This window comes from Pseudobacter ginsenosidimutans, assembly GCF_007970185.1.
GTDB lineage: Bacteria > Bacteroidota > Bacteroidia > Chitinophagales > Chitinophagaceae > Pseudobacter > Pseudobacter ginsenosidimutans.
The window spans coordinates 4,911,860-4,930,176 of sequence record NZ_CP042431.1 but is presented as its reverse complement, the minus strand read 5'-3'; the positions used below and the strand labels follow the sequence as shown (position 1 = coordinate 4,930,176).

The window sequence follows — 18,317 nt, the reverse complement described above, 5'->3', positions numbered from 1 at the left end:
TCCCAGCTGAGTACTCCTGGTGAATGGAATCCCTGATCACAAAGTAATCACCAGGCTTTGCCTCCTCCTGCAAAGAATAGAACCGATAATTGTTTACAAGCTTTTTATAGTGTATCTGTTGAGGAGATATAAAGCTTGTCAAAAGAATAACAAAACAAGAATAGGTCATTCCACGAATCATAGCAGTAAAGCAGTGTTTAGAATAGAAAACTACACAATAATTTTCAATGATCATAACAATGCCCTGATCGCCGCGCGCCCAACATGTACAACCCTTGCCGTTCCGGGCTTACGCCCTTCGTATTGAATATTCAGCTCCAGGTTATTGCTGAGGCGCTTTGTGAGATCGAGATTCCAGAGGAAGTTCTTGCCTGGTAGCAGTCCGTCAAGGAGGATGTAAGCCGCAGGCGAATTGACATTTGGATTATCTTCAGTGGATTTGAAGTTGATATTGTTGTAGGTGAATTTACCGTTGATGCTGGTGCTTTGCAGGATATTGTACTTGATGTCTGTATTGATGGAATTGGAGGTAGTCTTCTCTCCTGCTCCCTGCTCGTTGTTGCGGGTCATGAATTTATAACCGACCAGCCAGCGGAAATTGGAGCCGTTGATGAAGTTCACAGCAGGCTCCATAGAGCGCTGCAGGATCTTGTAATTCCGGTTATCGAATTTGGCGCTGGTGGTGGTAAGCTGGTTGATGCCTGTTCTGCCTGTAAGTTCAAAGAGCAATTGTTTGGTGATGTTCACCCGGCCGCGAAGGCTCCACTCATCCAGGCTGCGGGTCTCGTAGCCGTAGGTAAGCAAGGATTTGTTGTTGTTTCTTGAATTATTCAGATCAATGCCCCAGGAGGAACTGTAACGGTTAAACGAGAATGTGTTCACCAGCACGGAGTTCAGGGTGATCAGGGAAGTATCGTTCAGTGGAGAACGGAAAGGATCCAGCTGTACCACACCACGCGCGATCTCCTTCTTGTTGAGCTGCAGGGAGGATTGCAGGTTCAGTTTAGACAAGAGTTTGGAAAAGTCTTTGGCTTTTGTCATATCGATAACGGAGCGCGGGTTCAGTCCTACGGTATAGTTGAAAGTATTGTAATTGGCTTTGATGAATTCATTGGTGGGCGTGAAAATCCGGATGTATTTGGCCTGGTCCTGGAATTTGGCCAGTTCAAATTCATTGAGTTGCTGGATACCGTCTTCATTATAATCTATCCAGGTATATTCACCCTGACCGGCGGGCACCTCCAGGAAGGCGAAATCGCGCTTCTGCTCCTGGCCGGAACCAACTTCATAGAGCACACTACCGGTAAGCATTCCACGCCATTCGTTGAAAAGATATTCAGCGCGGCCGAGCAGGCTCTTGTCTGCCTCCTGGGTAGTGATCTTCTGGTCAAGGATCTCCAGTACGCGGTAAGTACCGTTAAAGCGGAACTGGTGTTTTTCATTTTTCAGTAATTCGGCAAAGAGATTGAAGTTCTGGGCGCGATCGGCCTTCTGCAATTCCTTGCCTACAGGATACTGGTTGGTGCGGGTGGAATACACGAAGCCCCAGTGATTCTGTTTGCCTTCATCGGATTTGATGGTGGCCTGGAAATTGGTGAATGAAAAACTGAGCGCGGTGAGTGAATCGGTATTCCTGTCTTTGATGGAAGTATGCTCAACAGAATAGTTCAGGTTGAGTGAATAATGTTTGAGTTTCTTGAATACGCGTGTAACATCTAATGTAGGCCGGAGGAAAATGCCTTTGGCGTCTGTGGCGCTCACATTGGAAATGGTGAACACATTGTTGAAGCGCCAGCCTTTGATGTCCTGCGTTTGCAGGATACTGTTACGGATACCAGTGAAATCCCCGCCCCTGTTGTAATTGGTGAACAGGTATTTCAAAGAGTTCATTTTTGCATCGGTGAGAGACAGTCCAGCTGTAATTATGGATTCATTGGCGGGCGTCGATTGCAGTGGCAGGCCCCAGTCGCGGGCAAATTCAATATTACGCAGCCGCTCCAGTGGTTTGAAGCGGCTCTCCACGTATTCGAAGCCGGCATTGGAAGTAAGCGCCAGTCCTTTTTTCCCTTTGAAAGGCAGTGTATTCCTGACGGACGCTTTGGCGGCATAGCCTTTATCATCCTCCTTGTCCTTATCCGAAAATGCATTCACATTGTAATTGCTCATCGCCACTTCGGTATTCACTTCGGTGTTCTTGTTCATGAGATAATCTACGCCCAGCGTTACCACCTGTTGTTTCTTGGGCGTTACCAGGAATACGGCGGGCTCATATCGTCCCTGTCTTTGTCCGTTCACAGGCTGTATCCATTTGTACACTTTTCCATTGGCGCCATTGAGATCGGGCATATAGTTACCGTTGCCCTGGCCTACATCGATAAAGGATAGTGAATAGCGGGCGCTATCGGGATTGTTGGAATAGATATAGATGGTATCCTGGTTCTGTCCGCCGTTGTAAACAGTGTCCACTTTCTTGTAAAGGATCTTGCCGGCGGCAAAAGTATCCAGCGCAGCATTCGGATAGAAAGCATGCTGGATGCTGTCTCCAAGATTATTGAGAAATTGTTTCTGTGCGGGATCGAGGGTTTGGTTGATGGGTGAGCTTTTTGCATCGGCATTGTTGAAAAAACCTACGCGCACTTTCACTTTGTCTTTGATGTTAACTTCATCAGACAGGTAGATATTGGAGTTGAGATAATTCCTGTCTGCATATTCGAATTCCACTTGTATCCTTTTGTCCTTCGTGATCATACGGCGTGGGGTAAACGTAATTTCAGCCGTATTGTAGTTGATCACATAGTCCTGGTCTTCGCCGCGCTGCAGCAGCTCCCCGTCTATGAACACACGCTCGGTATTGGCAAGCACCACAAAGAAGAATTCGTTGTTGGCGCCTTTGAGCCTGTAAGGTCCCTGGTTACCTTCCAGCGGCTCCAGGATATCGCGCGTGAACTTACCCTTGGCGATGGAGCCACTCACCATGGCTTTATTGGTAACGCCCGGCGCGATCTGCGTGGTGGCTTCAAATGCAAGCCCCTGTAAGCGTTTGTAGAAACTGAGGAAATAGTTTTGTTGTTGCCTGATATCGATATCGCCGAGACTGAGCGCCCAGTTTGGCTTACGGAATTGCAGGAAGATGCGGTCGAATTCATTGAGTTGTTGCGTTGTGCCATCTGGCTGTATCGGGATATTATTGTCTGTGATAGCGGCGGCGATCTCGATACTGTCTGCCAGGTAACCGCTGAGCTGCAGGTTGAGATTGCTGGTGATCACTGCATCCTGGCTGTTGCCGAAGGAGATGGCTCTTCCGAAACTACCGTTGTACGTGATATTCCCGAAGTTGAAGAAATTATCGGTCTGCTGAACGCCCATGAAATTCGGCGTATAGGCCTGACCGATAAAACGGTTCATTACAGAATCGTATTCCATCCTGTTCACCACTGCATTCATGCGTGTGGGGAAAACGCGGTAGCGGATATATAGACTATCAAGAATGAAGCGGCTCTTCCAGCGCAATGTGCCATTGATAAAATCGATGGTGTAGGCAGTATCAGGAACGCCGGGGATCTGGATGGTATTGGGAATAAGACTGAGGGAATCGAGCTGAATAAGCGGCTGCCTTGTACTGACCTTTTTAAACCGGAGATTGGAAAGCGGCCTGGGTGCCGGCTTCTGCTGTGCATATCCATGCAGATGGCAGCAAGCCAGCAACATAATCAGTATCAATATTCTCCCGGTTAACAATGTCTGCATTTGACCCCCGCAATATTAGCGTAAAATCCCGCGGAGTAAGTAAAAAGCGTAGAAAATCAGCATTTATTGTTTGTGATGAGAAGGAAAAACCAGAAAGACCGGCAGCAGAAAGAAAGCGATGATGCCCATGCCTCCTTTTCTCCTGCCGGCCTTTCCGGATATTATTAACTGTATAACACTGAATGCCGTTGTTGGACTTATTTCATCTGTGATTTTACATCGTTGTAAACTTCCCTTGCCTTCTTCGTAGGCAGGTAGATCTGGAACCCCAGCCCGAATGCAATCTGGTTATTGGTTGTTGAATTACCAAAACCTACAGTGAGATTGTATTTCAGCAATCCTTCCAGGCTGATATTAGGTGTGATGAAATAAGCAACACCAGGACCAAAACCAATACCCAGGCCATTGGTGCTTACATTATCAGATCCGTCAACCTTGGTGTTTTGTCCACTGATGCCCACATTTCCTTCCAGGAAAAAACGGCTTTGCTTCAATAACTGCACTTGTTTGTCTGCAATGTAATAACGGCCCAGCGCACTCACTCCATATGAAATGGCTGTATACCCCTTGCGTGTGGAGAGCCCCAGGTTAACCATACCACCAATGGCGATATTATCCTGGATGAACCAGGCCACCTTGGGATGAATAGCCAGATTGAAAGTGGTATTACCACTTTGGAAATCTGCAGACATCCCCATCAGGTCTGCGCCTATCAGGATATTCCCCTTCTGTAATTGAGCATGGGCCTGATTTGTAGCCAGTACCATAAACGAGAGACCACAAATCAGCACCGCGTAAGCTTTCTTCATAACATTAAATTTAATTGGTTAGCAAAAAGACTTCCGGACCGGATCAGGGAGTAATAACCGCTGATGCCCGTCTACGCGTTTAAGCCGGGGATTTGATGGGGGACGTTCGATTAAGGTGAGCTGGACTGAAGCTACGGTCAGAGCGGGATACGTAAATTGATTACGAAATTAAAATATATAAGTTAAAAATAAGGCATTTTCAGGTATTTCTCCAAAAAGAAACCCCGAAAAGCATTGCTTCTCAGGGTTTCCGGGTACCGGGCAGGGATAGCTGCCGGACCACGACAAGTACATTTTATGCTTATGCGAGCTGCATTTTCTTTGCTTTCTTATCTTCCAGGTATTCATCAAAGCTCATCAGCTTATCGATAGCGCCATTTGGCGTGAGCTCGATAATACGGTTCGCCACGGTCTGGAGGAAAGTATGGTCATGTGAGCTGAGCATCACGATCCCTTTGAAGTTCTCCATGCTTTCGTTGAAGCTTTGGATAGATTCCAGATCGAGGTGGTTGGTAGGCTCATCCAGCAATACCACGTTAGGGTCCTGCAGCATCATGCGGCTGAGCATGCAACGAACTTTCTCTCCACCGCTGAGTACGGAAGTCTTCTTCAGCACTTCGTCTCCGCTGAACAACATCTTTCCGAGGAATCCGCGGAGGAAGGGCTCGTCCACATCTGTTACATGCGAAGGCACGTACTGACGCAGCCAGTCCATCAGGTTCAGGTCTGTGGTGAAGTACTCAGAGTTATCGTTGGGCAGATAAGCTTTGGATACAGTGGTTCCCCATTCGAAGTTTCCGCTGTCTGCTTTCTGTTGTTCGTTGATGATCTCGAAGAAAGCGGTGATAGCCATCTGATCGTCGGCAACCACGGCAATCTTATCGCCTTTGTTCACGGTGAAGCTTACATTGCTGAACAGGGGCCTGCCATCGATGGATTTGCTGAGCTTCTCCACGTTGAGGATCTGGTTACCCACTTCACGCAGCTGCTTGAAGATGATACCAGGATATTTTCTGTTGGAAGGAGCAATGTCTTCGATCACCAGTTTCTCCAGGGCTTTCTTACGGGAAGTAGCCTGTTTGGATTTGGAGGCGTTGGCGCTGAACCGGGCGATGAAGTCCATCAGGTCCTTACGCTTCTCTTCAGTTTTCTTGTTCTTATCGGTGGCCTGACGGGCAGCAAGCTGGCTGCTCTCGTACCAGAAGGTATAGTTACCGGTGTAGACCTTGATCTTCTGACGGTCTACGTCGGCCACATGCGTACATACGGCATCGAGGAAGTGACGGTCGTGGCTCACCACGATCACGATGTTCTCGTAACCGCCCAGGAAGTTTTCCAGCCAGGAGATGGTTACCACATCAAGGTTGTTGGTAGGCTCATCGAGGATGAGGATATCGGGGTTGCCGAAGAGGGCCTGTGCCAGGAGCACACGCACTTTCATGGCGCCGTTGATATCTTTCATCAGGCTCTGGTGAACGTCTTCGGGAACACCCAGTTCGCTGAGCAGGCTGCCTGCATCGCTTTCTGCGGTGTAGCCACCCATTTCGCCGAACTCACCTTCGAGCTCGCCTGCGCGGATACCGTCTTCTTCGGTGAAATCTGCTTTGGCATAGATCGCATCCCGTTCATGCATCACAGACCATAATTTTTTATGGCCCATCATAACGGTGTTGAGTACGGTAATTTCGTCGAACTCGAAATGGTTCTGTTTTAATACGGCCATCCGTTCGCCGGGAGTGATATCGATGGTGCCTTTATTGGGCTCGATCTCTCCGGAGAGTATTTTCAGAAATGTAGATTTGCCGGCGCCATTGGCACCGATCACACCATAGCAATTGCCTTTGCTGAAGGAGATATTCACTTCATCGAACAATACACGTTTGCCGAACGAGAGGGTCACATTATTCACTGAGATCATACTGACTTCCTGGTTTTTTGAGGCCGCAAAGTTATGCAATATTTCCCTTACAGACTATTAATTCGCACGACCCTCCAAAGCCAGCAGAAATGCATAGATCAGGGCATCCTCGCGGAGGCTTTCGAAACGGCCGGAAGCGCCACCATGTCCCGCATCCATATTGGTTTTGAATAGAATAATGTTCTTGCTCTTATTGAATTCCCGCAGTTTGGCCACCCATTTGGCAGGCTCGAAATATTGCACCTGGGAATCGTGGAGGCCTGTGGTTACCAGAATATTGGGGTAATTCTTCGCCTCCACATTATCGTAGGGGGAATAGGACTTCATGTAGAAGTATTCCGAGCTGTCGGCAGGATTTCCCCATTCCTTGTACTCGCCGGTGGTGAGGGGAATGCTGGCATCGCTCATAGTGGTGATCACATCCACAAAAGGCACTTCGGCCACTACCCCATTCCACAATTCAGGCGCCAGGTTCAGCACAGCGCCCATCAGCAATCCGCCGGCGCTGCCCCCATTGGCATAAAGATGTTTGCTGTTCGTATAATTTTCTTTCACCAGGAATTCACCGCAATCGATGAAATCATAGAAAGTATTCTTCTTTTTCAGAAGGTGACCGTTATCGTACCAGGTCCTGCCCATTTCCTGACCACCACGCACATGCGCAATGGCATAGATGAAGCCCCTGTCTACCAGCGAGATCACGGTGCTGTTGAAGCCGGGAAAAATGCTGTTGCCATAAGAACCGTAAGCCATCAGCAATAATGGATTGGCCCCATCTTTCTTCATTCCTTTTTTGTACAGCAGTGTTACAGGAACTTTTACACCATCACGGGCAGTGGCCCAAATGCGGTCTGTTTCGTATTCCTCTTTTTTATAACCGATCACTTCTGTTTGCTTCTTCACTGTTTTCTCTTTCGTATCCATATTGTAATCGATCACGGTATAGGGCGTGGTCATGGAAGTATATACGATACGAAGGATATCTGTGTTGGACTCGGGATTGCTGCTCTGTCCGGCAGTGTACACTTTTTCATCAAAAGCGATGTACTCATCTTTCTTCGATGTCTGGTTGATCACACGGATCTGGCGCATGGCGTCTTTCACTTCAGTGAGCACCAGGTGGTTTTTGAATGTATTGAAATCTGCGATGTATACATCCTTGCGTGCAGGTATCAGTTCTTTCCAGTTCTCTTTTCCTGTTTTTCCATCTTCTGAAGTCATTACACGGAAATTGGGCGCATCCCAGTCTGTGAGGATATAGAATTTGCCATCTGCCGCATGATCGATATGATACTGGAAATCCATTTTGCGCGGCTCGAATACTTTGAATGCGCCTGTTGGATTGGATGCATCAAGCAGGCGGTATTCAGTGCTCGCCTCGTTCATATTGGAAACGATGGTTACATACTTCCTGGAGCGGGTACGCTCGATGTCAAGGTAGTAACGGTCATCTTTCTCTTCATACATCAGCACATCGTTCCCCGGATCGGTGCCGAGTGTATGACGATAGACCTGGTAGCCGAGAAGCGTAGTGGTATCCTGCAGGATATAGAACATGGTCTTATTGTCAGCGGCCCAAACTACTGAACCTCCTTCCACATTGGGAATGGTTTCAGGATATACCTCACCGGTAGTAAGGTTCTTTATCTGCAGGTTGTACAGGCGGCGGCTTACATGATCTGTGGTGAAGGCGGCCAGCTCATTGTTGTCGCTGATGCGGATGATACCGATGCTGTAGTACTTGTGCCCTTCCGCCATCTTGTTCTGATCGAACATGATCTCTTCGGGAGCATCCAGGCTTTCTTTCTTGCGGCAAAAGATGGGATACTGTTTGCCTTCGTCATATTTGTTGTAATAGAAGTAACCGTTGGTCATTACGGGAACGGATTCATCTTTCTCTTTGATGCGGCCTTTCATTTCCTGGAAGAGTTTTTCCTGGAGCTCTTTGGTGCCTGACATCATCGTGTCTACATAAGCATTCTCTGCTTTGAGATAATCTATTACTTTGGGATTCTCTCTTTCATTGAGCCAGTAATATTCGTCCACCCGCTTATCTCCATGCATCAGGAATTCTTTCGCTTTCTTTTCTACTGTTGGAGTGGAAATGTTCTCAGGCCATTGGTATGGTTGGTTCATCTTTGAAGGATTTTGATTACAGCCGGCAATAAGCGGGGCAATCAACAGGAATTTGTGCAGATTTTTAATCATGTTCGTTGGTTTGAAACAGTGGGAAAATTACAACATCCCTTCTGTTGAAACCATCCATTCATCACTGGTTAACAAAATTCGTGGGGACTGGGTATTACTGATCGATGGTGGCCAGTAATGCAGGCAGGTCCAGCGGTTCAGTCACCATTAGCAGCATTCCATCAGCATCCAGCGGCCATTGATCACGTGGTTTATCCCAGTACAGCTCTACCCCATTGCCATCGGGATCATCCAGGTAGAGCGCTTCGGAAACGCCATGATCGGAGGCGCCGGTGAGCGGATAACGCGCATCAATCAATCGTTTCAGGATCACGGCCAGATCCCGTCTCGTTGGATAGAGAATAGCAGTATGAAAAAGCCCGGGCGATTTGCGTGATGCCGGTGGCTGGTCTTTACTGTACCAGGTATTGAGTCCGATATGATGATGGTACCCGCCGGCAGAGATGAATACCGCCTGATTGCCGTATCGCTGCATGATCTCAAAGCCCAGCAATCCCTGGTAAAAACCGAGTGCTTTATCAAGGTCGGAAACTTTCAGGTGTACATGTCCGATTCTCGTTTGTGCGGGAACGGTATACTCGCTCATAATGTGATTTTTGATAATTGAATGTACAACAAAAGGCGGAGCCGCTGGCTACTCCAAAAGTAAAAGGGCCAACCTTTGCTGGCTGGCCCTGGACATATTTTTGTTCACCGGTGGATTACTCGGCAGAGTAACCTGCGCGCTGGTACTCGAAATTGAGGCGCGCGATATTGGTGATAGAGATCTCTTTGGGACAAACTGCTTCGCAGGCTCCTGTATTGGTACAGGCTCCGAAACCTTCTTTGTCCATTTGCGCCACCATATTCAGTGCACGGCTCTTGCGCTCAGGATCACCTTGTGGCAGCAATGCCAGGTGGCTCACTTTCGCGCTGAGGAAGAGCATGGCAGAGCTGTTCTTACAAGCGGCAACGCAGGCGCCGCAACCGATGCAGGCAGCATTGGCGAAGCTCAGATCAGCCTTGTCTTTCGGGATCAGTATATTATTGGCGTCTTGTGCGTTTCCGGTATTTACGGAGATATATCCACCCGCCTGAACAATGCGGTCGAAAGCAGTACGGTCCACCACCAGGTCTTTCACCACGGGGAAAGCCTTGGCGCGCCAGGGTTCTACAGTGATGGTGTCTCCATCCTTGTAGGCACGCATGTGCAGCTGGCAGGTGGTATTGGCATGCCATGGACCGTGCGGACGGCCATCGATATACATGGAGCACATACCGCAGATACCTTCACGGCAATCATGATCGAAGGCAATGGGGTCCTTACCTTCAGCTATCAGCCGCTCATTCAATACGTCGATCATTTCCAGGAACGACATTTCCGAAGAAACATCTTTCACATCATAGGTTTCAAAACCGCCTGCATCGTTCCTGCTTTTCTGTCTCCACACTTTCAGTGTAAGATTCATATTATAATGTTCCATAGACGATAGATGTAGTTGTTATTTATAGCTACGCTGAGTTGGTTTAGCTACTTCAAAGTTTAGGTCTTCCCTGTGCATATTCCATTTGTGATCACCCTGGTATTCCCACGCTGCCACATAAGCGAAGTTGGCATCGTCGCGTTTTGCTTCGCCTTCCTCAGTTTGTGACTCTTCACGGAAGTGACCGCCGCAGCTTTCATTGCGGTTGAGGGCATCGATGCACATCAGTTCACCCAGTTCCAGGAAGTCAGCCACGCGGTTGGCTTTATCCAGCTCAGGGTTCATTTCATTGATGGCTCCGGGAATGCGCAGATCGCTCCAGAATTCTTTTTTCAGTTGCCGGATCTCTGTGATGGCTTCCTGCAATCCTTTCGCATTGCGGGCCATACCACATTTATCCCACATGATCTTACCAAGGCGTTTGTGGAAGCTTTCCACTGTTTTGGAGCCCTTGATATTCATCAGCTGGTTGATCCTGTCAGCCACTTCCTTTTCAGCCGCATCAAATGCGGGGTGATTGGTAGGAATGCTCTTGGTGGCGATATCTTTTGCGAGATAGTTACCGATTGTATAAGGGATCACGAAATAACCATCTGCCAGGCCCTGCATCAGTGCAGAAGCTCCGAGACGGTTGGCGCCGTGATCGCTGAAATTGGCTTCACCAAGACAATACAGTCCGGGCACCGTGGTCATCAGTTCATAATCCACCCAGAGGCCGCCCATGGTGTAGTGCACCGCGGGATAGATACGCATCGGGGTTTCGTATGGGTTCTCGCCGGTGATCTTTTCGTACATATCGAAAAGGTTACCGTATTTCTCTTTTACTACTGCTTTACCCAATTTGGTGATCTCTTCGGGAGAAACATTGGACAGTCCATGTTTACCAACTTCGATCTCTCCGTAACGCTGGATGGCATTGGCGTAATCCAGGTACACGGCCTGTTTGGAAGTACCTACTCCGTAACCGGCATCGCAACGTTCCTTGGCGGCGCGGCTGGCCACGTCCCGGGGAACGAGGTTACCGAATGCGGGGTATCTTCTTTCCAGGTAATAATCCCTTTCATCTTCAGGGATGTCTGCGGCTTTGCGATCGTCGTTCTGTTTCTTTGGAACCCAGATCCGGCCGTCGTTACGCAAGCTTTCAGACATGAGGGTGAGCTTACTCTGATGGTCGCCGCTCACAGGGATACAGGTGGGGTGGATCTGCGTGAAGCAGGGATTGGCGAAGTATGCACCTTTCCTGTGCGCTTTCCAGGCTGCGGTAACATTGCTGCCCATGGCGTTGGTGGAAAGATAGAATACGTTGCCATAACCACCGGAGCATAACAGTACGGCATGACCGAAATGACGCTCGAGTTTACCATTAACGAGATCACGGGCGATGATGCCGCGTGCTTTGCCATCGATCATAACGATCTCCAGCATCTCATGACGGTTATACATTTTCACGTTACCGAGAGCGATCTGGCGTTCCAGGCTCTGGTAAGCGCCTATGAGAAGCTGCTGCCCGGTCTGACCTGCAGCATAAAAAGTTCTTTGAACCTGTGTACCACCGAATGAGCGGTTGCTGAGCAGGCCGCCGTATTCGCGGGCAAAAGGAACACCCTGCGCCACACACTGGTCGATGATATTACCACTCACTTCGGCCAGACGATGCACATTGCCTTCGCGTGCGCGGTAGTCACCACCTTTGATAGTATCATAAAAAAGACGGAAGACCGAGTCCCCGTCATTCTGATAATTCTTGGCGGCATTGATACCACCTTGTGCTGCGATACTGTGTGCACGGCGTGGAGAGTCCTGGAAACAGAAAGCTTTCACTTTATAACCGAGCTCACCCAGTGCAGCCGCAGCCGAAGCTCCGGCAAGACCAGTTCCAATAACGATCACCTCCAGTTTGCGCTTGTTTGCCGGATTCACCAGATTGCAATGGCCTTTATACCATGTCCATTTCTGGTCTAAGGGGCCGGCAGGAATTTTTGCATCTAACATATAACCAATTTATGGTTTGCAGTTTATGAAGTCACTGATACAAGATGAATATTAGTCGATACGCACCCATCCGAAATAGCAGGCGATGGGCATCAGGGCGAATACGATGGGAACGATGATAGAGAAACCGATCCCGATACTCTTCACCATCTTCAGGTATTTATTATTATGTACCCCGATTGTTCTGAATGCACTCTGGAAACCGTGCATCAGGTGATATGCCAGGGAGATACAGGCGATAATATATAATACAACCATCACCGGGTTCTGGAATACTTCGATCATACGGGCGAAGAGATCATGCTGCTCTGCATCATATGCTGCAGGCGGCAGGTTGTGTGAGATACGGGAATCCCACCAGAACTGTGATACGTGCAGCACCAGGAACATCAGGAGCAGGGTGCCGAGAAGGCCCATGCTGCGGCTGTACCATTTGGAACCTTTGTTACCCATGGGTACTGCATACGCAACACCGCGTTTTGAATTGTTCTGCGCAGTAAGCATATACCCCTGTACGATATGGAGTATGATACCGGCAAAGAGGCCCACTTCTGCAATTCGGATCAGGATCATCGCTCCCATGAAGTGGGCAGCCCTGTTGAAAATTTCACCATTATCTGTGGGATCGAAAAGATCGGCAAAGATGCAGGCATTGATACTGACGTGAATAATGAGAAAAAGAATCAGGAAAATTCCGGTGAAGCCCATGACGAGTTTCTTACCGATGGAAGACGTAAAAAGTTCAGACCATTTCATCTGAAAAAGATTTTGTTATAAAAGCGCACTGAACTGAATGAGTGCACAACCTGGCGTCTGAGAAGGTTCCAGCCTGGAAGGATGAGCGTTAAGCTCTGAATGTGGAATAAGTGATATGTATCAATTTCCCGATGATGCTCATCCGGCCAAAAGCCTTGCCTGTCTTTATCACCGTCTCATGGTCAACACTATAGAAAGCAGTCATGAGATAGGGTTGCGTTTTGCCGCTCAGGTGCAAAAGTAACGCAGCGAGGCCAAATATCATATTATTGTAAAAATTTTCTGCCTGACTCTTGAAATTATTAATTTATTAAAATGCATATCTTAGCCGCCTAAAACCAACCGAATGAAACAAGAAGAGGACTTTGACGCCAACCTGGCAGGCGAAGATGGCCGGAGCGAAGAGTCAAAGAGCAGTTGGTTCAAGAGGATTAAGAAAGGTATTCTGACCAGTACAGCTGAAAAGAAAGAAACCCCTGAAGGTCTCTGGAGCAAATGTCCCGAATGCGGATATATCTGTACCGTAACCGAACTGAGGGAAAATCTTTTCGTTTGCCCTAAATGCGCCTACCATCACCGCATCGGAAGCGCAGAGTATTTTGAGATCCTGTTTGACGACAACCAATACGATGTATTGTTTGAAAATATCCGCTCGAAAGACTTTCTTCATTTCACTGACCTTAAACCCTACGGTAAAAGACTTCAGGAAACCTGGGGCAAAACGGACCTTACCGATTCTATCCGTGTTGCTCAGGGTAAGATCAAATCACTCGACTTCATGATAGCCTGTATGGATTTCGAATTCATCGGAGGCTCTCTGGGAAGTGTAATGGGTGAAAGGATCGCCAGGGCCGCAGACATCTGCATAGAAAAGAAGATACCCCTCATGATCATCTGTAAATCAGGTGGCGCACGTATGATGGAATCCGCTTTCTCTCTCATGCAGCTGGCCAAGGTATCAGGTAAATTATCACAGCTCACCGATGCACAGGTACCATATATATCATTCCTGACAGATCCTTCCTTCGGCGGTATCTCAGCTTCCTTCGGTATGCTGGGCGACCTCAATATTGCCGAACCCGGAGCCCTCATCGGTTTTGCCGGACCACGCGTGATCAAGGAAACCATCAAGAAAGACCTGCCCGAAGGATTCCAGCGCAGTGAATTCCTCCTCGAACATGGCTTCCTCGATTTCATTGTGCCGCGTAAAGAATTGAAAGACAAACTGGCTACAGTACTGAATCTTTTCAGGAACTAACAGCGCCATACACCGCAATACGAAATGTGAACAAGGATTTCCGAACTTCGCATTTCGTATTGTGTTATAAAGAACAAATGACAGAGATCCGCAACAGATCAGCTTATCACGACTATTTCATCGAAGACCGCTACGATGCCGGCATCGTACTGGCCGGAACTGAAGTGAAATCACTCCGCGAAGGCCGCGCCTCCTTCAATGATGCCTATTGCTTCTTCCATAAAGGAGAGCTCTGGATCAAAAGCCTTCACATCACCGAATACAGTCACGGTACCTACAACAATCACGTACCCACGCAGGAACGCAAACTCCTGCTCCATAAAAAAGAATTGCGCAAGCTCGAAGCAAAGATCAAAGAGAAAGGATACACCATCGTTCCACTCCGCATTTACTTCAATGAAAAAAGCATCGCAAAAATGGAGATAGGTCTTGGCAAGGGTAAAAAACTGTACGACAAACGCGAGACCATCAAACAACGCGACACAGAACGCGAGATGAAACGTCATATGAAATAGCGCCTCCCCTCTCACAACATACGCACATACTGTGCATTAAAACAGGCCATTGGGTAGTTTGGCTTGATTTTTTCTGCCTATCTTCACGTATGTTCAAAAAACTATTCTTCTGGACAAGCGCGTTGATCCTCACCCATCAATCACAGGCGCAGTCTGCATCCGGCTCCTGGTACGGTAAGGCCGATGTGGCGGCACAGGGCTCTTACAGCAACTACCTCACAGAACTGGTACTCCAGCAGAAAGGAAATGAAGTGGAAGGCGTATTCGGTTATTATTTCAAAGACACTTACCAGAGCTTCTTCGTGCGCGGCAAATACAATAAGGAAACCCGTGAAGTAACCATTCCCAATCTTCCCATGCTACTCTATGCCTCCACCTCACGCAACGGCATCGAATGCCCCATGAGCTTCGTGGGCAAACTGATGGTGAGCCAGGCCAGAAGCACCATGAACGGTTCCTTCTATGCCAGCGATAAATACAAATACACCTGTCCGGAACTGAAAGTCACTTTCACCATGGACCGTACAGAAGGCACTGCCACCGCCGTGCTCCGCAATATGGCCGTTGGACAACGATTCTGGAAACCACAGGAAGAAGATGTAGTGGTGGAAACGAAAAAGGAAGAACCTGTAATGGCTGCCGCAGAGAAAAAACAAGACTCAGTGAATACACTGGTGGCAAAGAAAGCGGAAGAAACAGCCAGAACAGAAGTAAAGAAACCATTGACCAAAGCTGAAGAAGCTGCACAAAAACAAGCTGAGCTGGTAAAAGATGGCGAGCTCGCCAAAAAAGAAGCGGAAGCTGCAGTGAAAGAAACAATAACTGAACGCAAACCCGTTGTTCCCTCAGTATCCACTCCGCGGGTAGACGTTCCCGTTACCAGAACGCTCTCCCCTGCCGAGAACAATGCCACAAAGATCACCATCTCCCCCAGGCTGGAAGAATCCCTCACGGAAGCTTTCAAAAAAAGGAAGAATATATACAGTAAAGACCTGGAAGTGGAAAGCGATTCCATCCGCATCACGTTCTATGATAACGGCGATATCGATGGAGATACCATCTCCGTATTCCTCAATGGCGCACCCGTACTTGCCAACCAGATGATCACAGACAGGGGCACCAATATCTATGTGAAATTAGATAGCATGAAAACGGTGAATGAGATCAGCATGTTTGCACAGAACCTCGGTAAATACCCGCCCAATACAGCTTTGATGGTGGTAACCGATGGCAGCACAAGATATGAAGTGTACCTGAGCAGCAGCCTTTCCCAGAATGCCACCGTAAGATTGGTCAGAAAGAAACGCCAGGATGATCCACACCGGTTGAAATTGAAATAGAGAAACCCTTAAATTACCTGTTCTTCTTTTTTCGAAAGCATACAATTCAGCAAACAGATAACGAGGAAGGAAATAAAGAATGTCCAGGTCATGTATGCATGGCCCGGTACATAGTAATCATTATTGTATTGCGGCACCAGCATCTCCCCATCGAATAGAAGAACGCTATCAGCAGGATCGAAAATACAAGCGCCAGGATGAATATCCATACCGGTTGTTTCCGGATCAACCCGTTGGATCCGGTCAGTGCGAGGCTGCCTGCACTGTAAACAGTACCGGCGATGCAACCAGCCACCAGCCAGACCGCATAGTACAATATTTTGCTGCCGAACCCGGCCTGACCATTTAATCGTCTGCCACCGGGCCCGGGAAGCAAAGTTACCAACAAAACTGCCGCAAGATCGATTACAGCGATACAACCGATGTAACACAATAAGCAGTACATGCATGCTTTCAGGAAACTCATAAGGCTATCGTTGCGCTAGAATGAATGCAAATACCATTTTCCATCTTTCTTCACCATTTCAAATGTCTCTTCCTTTGTGCCATCTGGTCCAAAGAGAATATTCACGGAAGCTGCATCGCCGTTCACCACAGGCTCACCTGATACTTTTCCCTTTTCAAAATGCTTCTTGAATTCCGTTTGAATATTCTGGTCCGAAGCAGCCTGCGCGATCATCTTACTGTCGCCATCCGCATCGGCGGCAATCAGCGCCGGCAAGGTTGAATAATTCCCGCTTTTAGCTGCCGCGAAGATAGCTTCCGCCAGGGCTTTCGGGTCAGACTGCGGATCCTTCGGACTGCTGTTGCATCCTGTTGCTATGATTGTACTCATAAGCAAAACAATAAAGAGTGTTCTCATGATTGAAGAGATTTAAGATATATGATTGGAGTCAGTTCTTATTTAACAAGCGCGCAATCCAGCAGCCCTTCCTCTCCCCAGAACTTGTGGTATTTCAGGGGACCATACTTCCCGCCACCCAGGTAATCTTCTTTGAGCGTTACAGAACCGAGATAACACTTGCCATCTTCCTTGTATATGACCCTCACGTATGGACGCACATACCGGAAAAGGATCAGGCCGAGATCATTCTTCGCAATATCTTTCAGGGTTCCATCGAAGGGAGGAATAACCGCCTTCACGATATTCACAGATGGAAGATCCCGCTTCAGAATGGCCATGATCTTTGCAGATGTGAGATTGGGATCAGTGATCTTTGCAGGCTTGCTGAAAAAATCAGGCAGCCCATCGATCTTCATCCTGTTCTCATTCATGGCCAGTCTTCCGTCTTCACTGTTCTTCATTTGTGCCGCCACATCCTGAGCATCAAATTGCAGTGTGAAGATGCCCGTTATATCCGGCCATTTTTCTGTATCATCCAGCCTTCCCCAGGCATCATAGGATTTCAGGTAGATGGAAAGCTCCACTTTGTATTTTCCATTTTTCCAGAAATAATCTGAATTGTCTGCATATGGAAGAAAAAAACCTGCTTTGAATCCGGTATTGAACTCTTCCACCATGCTCACTGTGGTTTTTGCCTGGTCCGCCCTGGGCGTGATATCGAAATTGAAGAAGGTCTTGTTTTCAGCGCCATTGTCCATTCGCAGGAAGATACTGCCCTGCATGTATTTCTCACGGCCATCATCACGCGTAATGCGGTAAGTGGTCAGCAGATACAATGGTTTTGTTTTGATGCTGGCCATATTGAACGCCTCTTTCAATGGGAGCTGGCCGGTTTCTATACGGCCGTAAATGAATTCGGCAGAAGTAAAACTGTTCTTACTGTTTTCGTTACCATTACTGAAGGGCTGTGTAGAAAAATACATTTTCCCTTTTTGCCCCTGGGCCAGGGCATCCTCCGGTGAAATACCTGTGCTCATGATGATGATGAATATTTTAAGGATCCATGATGGTTTCATGACTGAAAATTGAGTTGGTTAAAGTCAGTTCTTATTGATGGCCGCCACCAGCTTATCGATGTTCAGCATACCGTAATTGAATACATGCTTTGAACCATCTGCCAGTGTAAGGATGGCTTTCTTTGCCAGGAATCCTTTTTCCACTTCCACATTCACGATCTCCTGCTTCCTGATCTCGAGATAGCCTTCACTCCCCCACTTCACAAACATCGCTTCGCTGAGCAGTCCCCTGGCAGACACATCATATTTGGCATCGTACAATAACCGCTTATTGGTAACAGTTAGCTTGCCATTGAATTTACCGCCGCCGGGAGGATGGTACATGATGGCCCAGGTATCGATGGTAACTTCATCCTGTTGTAAGGAAACTTTCATAGTAATAGTTTTAGAT

The 18,317-nt window shown here is 47.9% G+C and carries 16 protein-coding genes; 3 read left to right on the top strand and 13 right to left on the bottom strand.

What is annotated here, in order from left to right; genetic code table 11:
• Positions 1–231: 231 nt before the first annotated feature.
• From FSB84_RS19355 to FSB84_RS30695, 9 genes are all read right to left on the bottom strand, one after another.
• Entirely contained in the window at positions 232–3,720 is a 3,489-nt protein-coding gene (locus FSB84_RS19355) for a hypothetical protein (protein WP_225979829.1), read from the bottom strand.
• Between the two features lie 224 nt (positions 3,721–3,944).
• Entirely contained in the window at positions 3,945–4,556 is a 612-nt protein-coding gene (locus FSB84_RS19350) for an outer membrane beta-barrel protein (RefSeq protein ID WP_130539538.1), read from the bottom strand.
• Between the two features lie 301 nt (positions 4,557–4,857).
• Positions 4,858–6,474, bottom strand: coding sequence for an ABC-F family ATP-binding cassette domain-containing protein (locus FSB84_RS19345; RefSeq protein ID WP_130539537.1), 1,617 nt, complete (start codon positions 6,472–6,474; stop codon positions 4,858–4,860).
• Between the two features lie 57 nt (positions 6,475–6,531).
• Positions 6,532–8,682, bottom strand: coding sequence for a S9 family peptidase (locus FSB84_RS19340; protein WP_225979828.1), 2,151 nt, complete (start codon positions 8,680–8,682; stop codon positions 6,532–6,534).
• Between the two features lie 94 nt (positions 8,683–8,776).
• Positions 8,777–9,268, bottom strand: coding sequence for a VOC family protein (locus tag FSB84_RS19335; RefSeq protein ID WP_130539536.1), 492 nt, complete (start codon positions 9,266–9,268; stop codon positions 8,777–8,779).
• Positions 9,269–9,383: 115 nt separating this feature from the next.
• Positions 9,384–10,145, bottom strand: a complete 762-nt coding sequence (locus FSB84_RS19330; protein ID WP_127124460.1) for a succinate dehydrogenase/fumarate reductase iron-sulfur subunit — start codon at positions 10,143–10,145, stop codon at positions 9,384–9,386.
• A gap of 18 nt (positions 10,146–10,163) precedes the next feature.
• A complete protein-coding gene (locus FSB84_RS19325; RefSeq protein ID WP_130539535.1) occupies positions 10,164–12,137 on the bottom strand; it encodes a fumarate reductase/succinate dehydrogenase flavoprotein subunit in 1,974 nt (657 codons plus the stop codon).
• A gap of 51 nt (positions 12,138–12,188) precedes the next feature.
• On the bottom strand, positions 12,189–12,893 hold the full coding sequence (locus FSB84_RS19320; RefSeq protein WP_130539534.1) for a succinate dehydrogenase cytochrome b subunit: 705 nt from the start codon (positions 12,891–12,893) through the stop codon (positions 12,189–12,191).
• An 88-nt stretch (positions 12,894–12,981) separates the two neighbouring features.
• Positions 12,982–13,158, bottom strand: a complete 177-nt coding sequence (locus FSB84_RS30695; RefSeq protein WP_158644010.1) for a hypothetical protein — start codon at positions 13,156–13,158, stop codon at positions 12,982–12,984.
• A gap of 81 nt (positions 13,159–13,239) precedes the next feature.
• Here FSB84_RS30695 and accD point away from each other — a divergent pair, with 81 nt between their 5' ends.
• The 3 genes from accD (at position 13,240) to FSB84_RS19305 (ending at position 16,006) form a co-directional block, all read left to right on the top strand.
• Entirely contained in the window at positions 13,240–14,151 is a 912-nt protein-coding gene (gene accD / locus FSB84_RS19315) for an acetyl-CoA carboxylase, carboxyltransferase subunit beta (protein WP_130539533.1), read from the top strand.
• A gap of 26 nt (positions 14,152–14,177) precedes the next feature.
• Positions 14,178–14,666: an SsrA-binding protein SmpB gene (smpB, locus tag FSB84_RS19310; protein ID WP_278045132.1), complete on the top strand. Its 489-nt coding sequence runs from the start codon at positions 14,178–14,180 to the stop codon at positions 14,664–14,666.
• Between the two features lie 89 nt (positions 14,667–14,755).
• Positions 14,756–16,006, top strand: a complete 1,251-nt coding sequence (locus FSB84_RS19305) for a hypothetical protein (protein WP_130539531.1) — start codon at positions 14,756–14,758, stop codon at positions 16,004–16,006.
• 88 nt (positions 16,007–16,094) lie between these two features.
• Here the strand turns inward: FSB84_RS19305 and FSB84_RS31150 are convergent, their stop codons facing one another.
• Genes FSB84_RS31150 through FSB84_RS19285 form a run of 4 tightly spaced genes read right to left on the bottom strand, consistent with a single transcriptional unit; the run spans position 16,095 to position 18,301 of the window.
• Positions 16,095–16,472, bottom strand: coding sequence for a hypothetical protein (locus tag FSB84_RS31150; protein ID WP_147122280.1), 378 nt, complete (start codon positions 16,470–16,472; stop codon positions 16,095–16,097).
• Positions 16,473–16,487: 15 nt separating this feature from the next.
• Positions 16,488–16,868 (bottom strand): hypothetical protein, encoded by a 381-nt coding sequence (locus FSB84_RS19295; RefSeq protein ID WP_130539529.1) that lies wholly within the window; start codon positions 16,866–16,868, stop codon positions 16,488–16,490.
• Positions 16,869–16,906: 38 nt separating this feature from the next.
• Positions 16,907–17,926, bottom strand: coding sequence for a hypothetical protein (locus FSB84_RS19290; RefSeq protein WP_130539528.1), 1,020 nt, complete (start codon positions 17,924–17,926; stop codon positions 16,907–16,909).
• Positions 17,927–17,950: 24 nt separating this feature from the next.
• Entirely contained in the window at positions 17,951–18,301 is a 351-nt protein-coding gene (locus FSB84_RS19285; protein WP_130539527.1) for a hypothetical protein, read from the bottom strand.
• Between the last annotated feature and the right edge of the window lie 16 nt (positions 18,302–18,317).